The 7,006-nt window shown below is 39.0% G+C and carries 9 protein-coding genes; 1 reads left to right on the top strand and 8 read right to left on the bottom strand.

What is annotated here, in order from left to right; translation table 11 throughout:
• Positions 1-105 precede the first annotated feature (105 nt).
• Positions 106-666: an FAD-dependent oxidoreductase gene (locus AC52RT_RS18095; protein WP_495542037.1), complete on the top strand. Its 561-nt coding sequence runs from the start codon at positions 106-108 to the stop codon at positions 664-666.
• A gap of 48 nt (positions 667-714) precedes the next feature.
• Here the strand turns inward: AC52RT_RS18095 and AC52RT_RS18090 are convergent, their stop codons facing one another.
• From AC52RT_RS18090 to AC52RT_RS18055, 8 genes are all read right to left on the bottom strand, one after another.
• Positions 715-1,107 (bottom strand): acyl-CoA thioesterase, encoded by a 393-nt coding sequence (locus tag AC52RT_RS18090; protein WP_495542036.1) that lies wholly within the window; start codon positions 1,105-1,107, stop codon positions 715-717.
• Positions 1,108-1,119: 12 nt separating this feature from the next.
• On the bottom strand, positions 1,120-1,872 hold the full coding sequence (locus AC52RT_RS18085) for an SDR family NAD(P)-dependent oxidoreductase (RefSeq protein ID WP_495542035.1): 753 nt from the start codon (positions 1,870-1,872) through the stop codon (positions 1,120-1,122).
• 195 nt (positions 1,873-2,067) lie between these two features.
• Positions 2,068-2,817: a sporulation protein gene (locus AC52RT_RS18080; protein ID WP_340850253.1), complete on the bottom strand. Its 750-nt coding sequence runs from the start codon at positions 2,815-2,817 to the stop codon at positions 2,068-2,070.
• Between the two features lie 115 nt (positions 2,818-2,932).
• Positions 2,933-3,190, bottom strand: a complete 258-nt coding sequence (locus AC52RT_RS18075) for a hypothetical protein (protein ID WP_495542034.1) — start codon at positions 3,188-3,190, stop codon at positions 2,933-2,935.
• Positions 3,191-3,334: 144 nt separating this feature from the next.
• Entirely contained in the window at positions 3,335-3,571 is a 237-nt protein-coding gene (locus AC52RT_RS18070; protein ID WP_495542033.1) for a hypothetical protein, read from the bottom strand.
• Between the two features lie 367 nt (positions 3,572-3,938).
• A complete protein-coding gene (locus AC52RT_RS18065) occupies positions 3,939-4,685 on the bottom strand; it encodes an SDR family NAD(P)-dependent oxidoreductase (RefSeq protein ID WP_495542032.1) in 747 nt (248 codons plus the stop codon).
• 32 nt (positions 4,686-4,717) lie between these two features.
• A complete protein-coding gene (locus tag AC52RT_RS18060; protein ID WP_495542031.1) occupies positions 4,718-6,364 on the bottom strand; it encodes an AMP-binding protein in 1,647 nt (548 codons plus the stop codon).
• An 8-nt stretch (positions 6,365-6,372) separates the two neighbouring features.
• Positions 6,373-7,006: enoyl-CoA hydratase-related protein (locus tag AC52RT_RS18055; protein WP_495542030.1), on the bottom strand; the 634-nt coding region annotated here is incomplete at its 5' end.

The following is a 7,006-nucleotide window of genomic DNA, read 5'->3' as shown; positions in this document are numbered from 1 at the left end:
ATAATATCCGTCACAAAATTTTATCATATTATTCAGTATTTAATTGTACCAGCCTCTTTCCAATGTTTGTTAAAATGAAAGTGATACGAAAAGGAGGAAACTCATATGTATGAAGTAGCGATTATTGGAGCTGGTCCTGCTGGGGGAAGTGCAGCAATCTTCACAGCCAAAGCTGGTAAAAAAACGATTGTTCTAGATAGTAACCAGAGCATCACCAAAAAAGCTTGGGTAGAAAATCATTACGGAGTTGCCGAAATTACAGGTCCTGATTTAATTGCAACAGGGATTGCTCAAGCAAAAAAATTTGGTGCTGAAGTATTACAAGCAAAAGTTGTCTCCTTAACTAAATTAGATGAAGGTTTCTCCATTGAAACAGATACGGGAACAGTTGAAGCCAAACATATCATTCTCGCAACTGGTATGCTATCCGATTTAGCAGAAGCAGCTGGAATTGCCACAAGAGACGGCATAGAACCTAGAACAAAAAAAATCTTTGACGTTGATGCTTCCGGTAAAACAAATATTGATGGGATTTGGGCAGCTGGAACATGCGCAGGAGTAAGTATTCATACGATCATAACTGCAGGTGATGGAGCAAAAACAGCTATCAACCTGATTAGTGAGCTCAATGGGGAACGTTATGTAGATCATGATCTATTAAAATAGTTTTTATCCTGAACCCAACGGAGTGCATTCGCAGTCCGTTGGTGGGTTCTAATCGAAGTGAGCCACTATGTTATGTTCGACCGGGATACTTTTTCTAGTGATGAGATCAAACATTACAAAGGTTTTATTACATTCAGTAGTTTGTATTCCAGCTTGATTATAAATTTCTTGTTTGAATTGGAAACTCTTCGTACCTAAGCGAATTGGAATGGTATGAATGGTTAAGGTATCTCCTGCTCTAGCTTCTGCTAAATAAAGAATATCAAATTTAAGTAGAACCGTACCTATATTTTTTTGTAGTAAACCTGCTAGAGGCACCCCGGCTTTCCTATACCAATCTCCTATTCCCTTCTCTGAAAAAGAAATATAGTTCATATAATTAACATGACCGATTTCATCGATGTCCGTTTCTTGAACTTTTATATCTAACGAAGTGTTCATCCAATCGTCTCCCTATTTTCCTAATAATGTTCCTCCATCCACTACAATTGTTGTTCCCGTAATAAATGAAGCTTCCTCACTAGCTAAAAAGAGTAAGACATTCGCAACTTCTTCAGCATGTCCTACTCTTCTAAGCGCATTCGCTTTCGATAAGACTTCCCATTTTGATGAGTTCTTCCATTCTGTCGTAATGGCTGTATCAATAACCCCCGGTGCTATCGCATTCACCCGGATGTTGTGCTTGCCATATTCGAGAGCTGTACTTTTTGTGACCGCTATTACACCGCTTTTTGCAGCAGTATAGGCCGCTAGAAGCTTTTGTCCTTTAATTCCTGCAACACTAGCTGTATTAATTATGGAACCTCCGCCGTTTTTCAGCAGCTCAGGAATACCATATTTCATCCCAAAATAAACACCATTTAAACATACATCCATGACTTTCTTCCAATCCTCAACTGGTATATCAGGAAGCTTATTTTGAGTATGTGAAATCCCTGCGTTATTGACCAATATATCTAATTTTCCATACGTATCCACTGTTGTCTTTACAAGATTCTCCACATCTTCAGGATTACTAACATCAGTATAGAGGTATTCAGCAATTCCCCCGTTTTCTTTAATTAGTTGGACCGTTTCTAAACTGGATTGTTCATCCAGATCTCCAATCATTACCTTGGCCCCTTCTTGCGAAAAACGTAAAGCCGCGGCTCGTCCGATCCCGCTGCCGCCTCCCGTGATGATTGCAATTTTAGCTTCTAGACGCATGTAATCACCTAATTTCTTTAGAATTGGAAAAACACTTTACTAGTAAGCGTTTTCAAAAGGTGTCTTTTAAATAAATTCGTTTCAGATTATCCATTTCCTCTAAATGCATGATAAATTAAATGATAGCTCTAATCCCACTCATTCACAGGACGAAAAATAAGACACCTAGCAGATTAAATCTAGGTGTCTATTCGTTTAACTATATTGATTAATTAAATTGGTTACTAATTGACTTAAATTAGGAACTTCATTTCTTCCATAGGTAAAACGCACATGACTTTCATCCATATTAAGTCTTTCAGAGAAGAATCCGCCTTTTCGATCAATTTGAAGGATAACTTCTACTTGATTTTCTGAGATAAAAAACACCGCTTCTAATTCGTCTAATCGGCCTCTATATTGTCCACTGCTTGGGCTGAATTCAAATTCTTGTGCGAATGGCAATCTTCTTCGTAAATGACTCGGTGCATTTTTCGCTTCAATTTTTCTTAATCGGAACCCTAGACCTTTGACAACTGATAAGAATTCACTTACTAAAGGGTGCGGCTGTATCTCCAGATAATCTCGATCTTGTGGGTCAACTGCCATTTTAATATCTAATCCAGTTTGAATCCATACTTTTGTTTTACTAGTAGTAATCGGTACATCATATGGTAAGGCAAAACGAAATGGAATGCTTTTAGTCTCATTAGCATAGACAACAAAAGAATCTAGTAATTTAAACTTTCCTATTTCAGCTGTACGTTCAGATTTCCCGTTATCTGTTTCAATACTATAGTTGCTTATAAGAGAAAGGTAAATTTCATCAATTTTTTGTTCGATTTGTCCACCTTGAATCTCAACTACACCTTCAAGCAACTCACCTGGAAGAAAACTCGTTTTCATTAATTTCGTATCGACTTTCGCTCCACCAATTCCTACAGAACCTAGTAATTTTTTAAACACGTATGACTACCTCCAATTTTTACCTTTTTTAAAAATGTAACACAGAATCAATTTACGTGCCAACAATAATAATTGTTAAGTCCTGGTCTACCTATTCAGATCATTTACTTAAAGATTAGACTTTTGCTAATGTAAATAATGTTTTAGCTTTTTGCGTTAACGTCACGTAGTCTACTTTTCCGCTGCCTAGTAAAGGAACAGTATCTATTTTTTCAATAGTGTAGGGAAAATTCATCTGGGAGAGTTTTTCTATTTTTACATATTTTTTTAATGCAGCTTCTTCAATTTCATGGAAAGTCGTATAGAGAATAATTCTTTCACCTTTTGTTGGATCAGGAATGCAGACCGCATAGTCCTCGAAGCAGCCTAACAATATATGTCTAACTTTCTTGGGTCAGATCAAAATCTGAGCGTTTTTTGACGTACATTTTCTACCCTTATTTTACTAAAGCATCCGTTAGTTGAACAAGTGTAAACAACCTAATTGAAGAACTAAAAAGAAAACTTGAGGATAAATTTAACATTCGACGATTTGGATGGAAATCGCCTTAATTCTATAATCTTTACCTTTGTAATGAATATGGATGTAATCAAGTTGATACATCGTGTGTTCTTCTCTTTTATTGGGACTCCATATTTCAGCGTTTTCTTCCCACCACAATTTAGGGGAAGTCATATTAGGACCCATCACACACTTGTCGTCTTTAGAAAGATTAACCCAAACACCTAATAGGTTAGCGTAAACATGTTTCATAATATCACCACCAATCTATCAATAATTCAACATAAATCTCTAAATTCCTTCAAAAAACAAGTTCGCTAAATATTAAACACCTTCCTTAGTTTTAACACAGGTTTTAACAACACCGCATAAATTTATGCGGTGTCTTCAATTTGCGTGTACATTAATTTGCTAATTGGTGTGTTTAATGCGTTAAAGTATTGATATAACAACAAAAAAGGGGACACCGATTTCTATGCGAATTGTGTTCCCAATTAGGCTGTTATTTAATGTTTTCTCATCATCAACCGAACCCGTTACTCCGAACGCTGTACCTTCCTTTTCTAAAACTACTCATTAAACCGTAAAATAGTTACCAGAGGATAAAAGCTCCCTTTGGTTAACACATGGTTAAACCTCCATTGACTGAGAGTGTTTGACCGGTTACATACCCTGCTTCGTCTGAAGCAAAATAGGCTACGGCATTTGCAATATCACTAGGCTGTGCCAAACGTCTAAATGGGATGGCTTTTTCTAACGCAGCTGCAATCCCTTCATTTTGCAAACCAATTTCCTGGAACAAAGGTGTGTCTGCTGGTCCTGGAGCAATACAATTAATATTTAATTTATGCCTGGCCATTTCTCTAGCCAGTGTTTTCGTAAAAGCAATTACTCCGCCTTTTGCTGCTGAGTAAACAGCTTCACCGCTTGAACCTACTCTTCCCGAATCTGATGCAATATTAATCACTTTTCCATAACCATTTTTGATCATAACCGGCAGCACTTCTTTACAGGTATGAATCTGCCCCATCATATTTATGTCAATTATCGTTTTCCATGTACTTGGCTCACTTTTTAGAAAGGGTTCAATTTTATCCCATCCTGCATTATTCACCAACACATCAATTGTCTGAAAATGAGTCAAGGAGGAGGCGACCGCTTCTTGGACGCTTTCCAAATTGGTTACATCACAATACACCGCGACCGCCTCACCGCCTTCGTTTTGAACAATCGAAACCGTTTCTTCCGCATTCTCCCTGTTAACATCTGAAACGATTACTTTCATAGACTTTGAAGCTAACGTTCTAGCAATCTCTCTGCCAATTCCTCTGCCTGCACCAGTTACAAACGCTACTCGTTGAACCATATAGCTTCACCTCTTTTCATTTTATTTCTTGCCTATACCTGATCCTGAATCAGCTGATTAATTCGTTCCCTCAACCGAAACTTTTGGATTTTACCACTAGGTGTTCGCGGAAATTCATCAATAATTTCTACATGCTCCGGCCAATATTGTTTAGCTATTCCTTTTTCCGAAAGAAATGCTTGTACGGATTGTAAGGTAAGTGGTGTTTTCCCTGCCTTCATGCTAATGAAAGCGCATGCTTTTTCTTGCAGCCTAGCATCTGGCATGGCAATAATTTGGACAACGGATATATCTGGATTCTCATAAAGTACATTTTCAACATACGCGATAGGGATGTTTTCTCCCCCTCGGATAATAATATCCTTATTCCGACCGGCAATTCGAATGTACCCCGCTTCATCCATTACCGCTCGATCGCCTGTGATAAACCAGCCGTCCATATACTCATCCATCGTTTTATCTATTTGCTTCAAATAACCGACAAATAAGGCAGGTCCCCGGCATAGTAAATCGCCTTCTTCATTAGGGCTGCAGGTATCTCCTTGAAAATTGACTACCTTCAGTTCCATTCCGGGAAAAGCAACACCGTCAGTGCTTGTGAGTATTTCTTCTGAATCATCAAGCTTCGTTAAGGTAACCAACCCATTTTCTGTTTGGCCCCATCCTGCTAAAATCGTAAAAGGAACTTTTTCAGCTGCTTCTTTTACTAGTGCTCTCGGTATCGGTGCACCGAGGGCGACGAACGTTCGTAGTGAAGTTAGATTATAGTTCTCTATGCCTTCATATTGGACTGTATCTTGTAAAAACGGAGTAGCACCTGCTGTGAAGGTAATCTTCTCCTTTTCCACCCATTCAATAAACTCACTCGGATTCCATATATCTTGATATACAGCTGTGCCTGCATAATGTGTTGGCAGACGCACTCCATACCCAAAGCCAGTTTGGTGGGCAAACGTTGATGCCATAAACATGATGTCGTCAGAAGTTAAACGTAATCGCTCTATCCAATAATCCGTTGAAATACACAGGGTATTATGTGTATGCATCACCCCTTTGGGACTGCCTGTCGTTCCTGAAGTAAAAATAATTTCAGTGACGTCATTGGGGTCATGGACAATTTCATCAAGGATGCCTGGATCCCTTCGTTTTTCCCACGGCTCATTAAGAAGGGAGGAAAATGAATGCATTCCGGCTGGGACATGATCTCCAATCACATAGATATGCTCCATGGAAGGCCATTGTGGTCGAAGCCGTTCAATCATCGCAGGAAAATCAAAACCTCGGAATTGATCAGGAACAACAATCATTTTAGATTCGACCATCCCAACCATATAACCAATCTCTCTATCACGGTAGATAGGAATTAAAGGATTACTAATCGCTCCAATTCGAGTGACTGCGTAATGCAAAATAACGAACTCATTCCAATTAGGAAGCTGAAATGAGATCACATCGCCTTTTCCTAGGCCTAATTCAATAAGACCTAATGCCACTCTATCCACGAGCTTACCCAACTCTTGATACGTATAGCGGCTCTTTTTATCAATTATGGCAGTTTTATTCGGGTTTTTATCAATTGCATCCTTCAAATAATCCAGTATCGTTTTATTCGGCCAAACTGTTTGGTAACGCTCCACGTATTCCGGGCTTAAAATGGTTTCTATCTTCACTTGTCCCATCCCCCTGATTACCTTCTGAATTTTTTAAAATCCACTGGTCTCTTTTCAAGAAATGCATTCTTTCCTTCTTCCGATTCTTCCGTATTATAAAACATGGCAAGACTGCTCATTGATAATTGAGAGATTCCTTGAATGTTTGCACTATCCGCATTAAACGAGTATTTGAGCATTTTAAGTGCCGTTGGGCTTTTTTGAAGAATCTTCTCTGCCCATTCTTCTGCCGCTTGCTGCAGTTGGTCAGCAGGCACAATTTTGTTCACTAGTCCCATTTCCTTTGATTCCTGTGCTGAGTATTGTTCACACAAATACCAGATTTCTCTAGCTTTCTTCTCCCCAACAATACGAGCTAAATAAGCAGAACCAAACCCTGCATCATAGCTCCCTACTTTAGGGCCGCTCTGACCAAATTTTGCATCCACTGAAGCAATCGTTAAGTCACAAATCACATGAAGAACATGGCCGCCTCCAATGGCAAACCCGTTAACAGCAGCAATGACAGGCTTTGGTATATTGCGAATTGTTTGATGAAGTGTCTCCACCTCGAGACCGATTCCTCCTCCTAACCCTCCGGAATAATCATACCCTCCTTCTTCTCCTTTTTCTTTTTGATCACCTCCCACACAAAAAGCTTTGTCTCCAGCA

The organism is Peribacillus sp., from assembly GCF_059453735.1.
The sequence above is the reverse complement of the archived record's forward strand: the minus strand, read 5'-3'. Positions and strand labels throughout refer to the sequence as shown.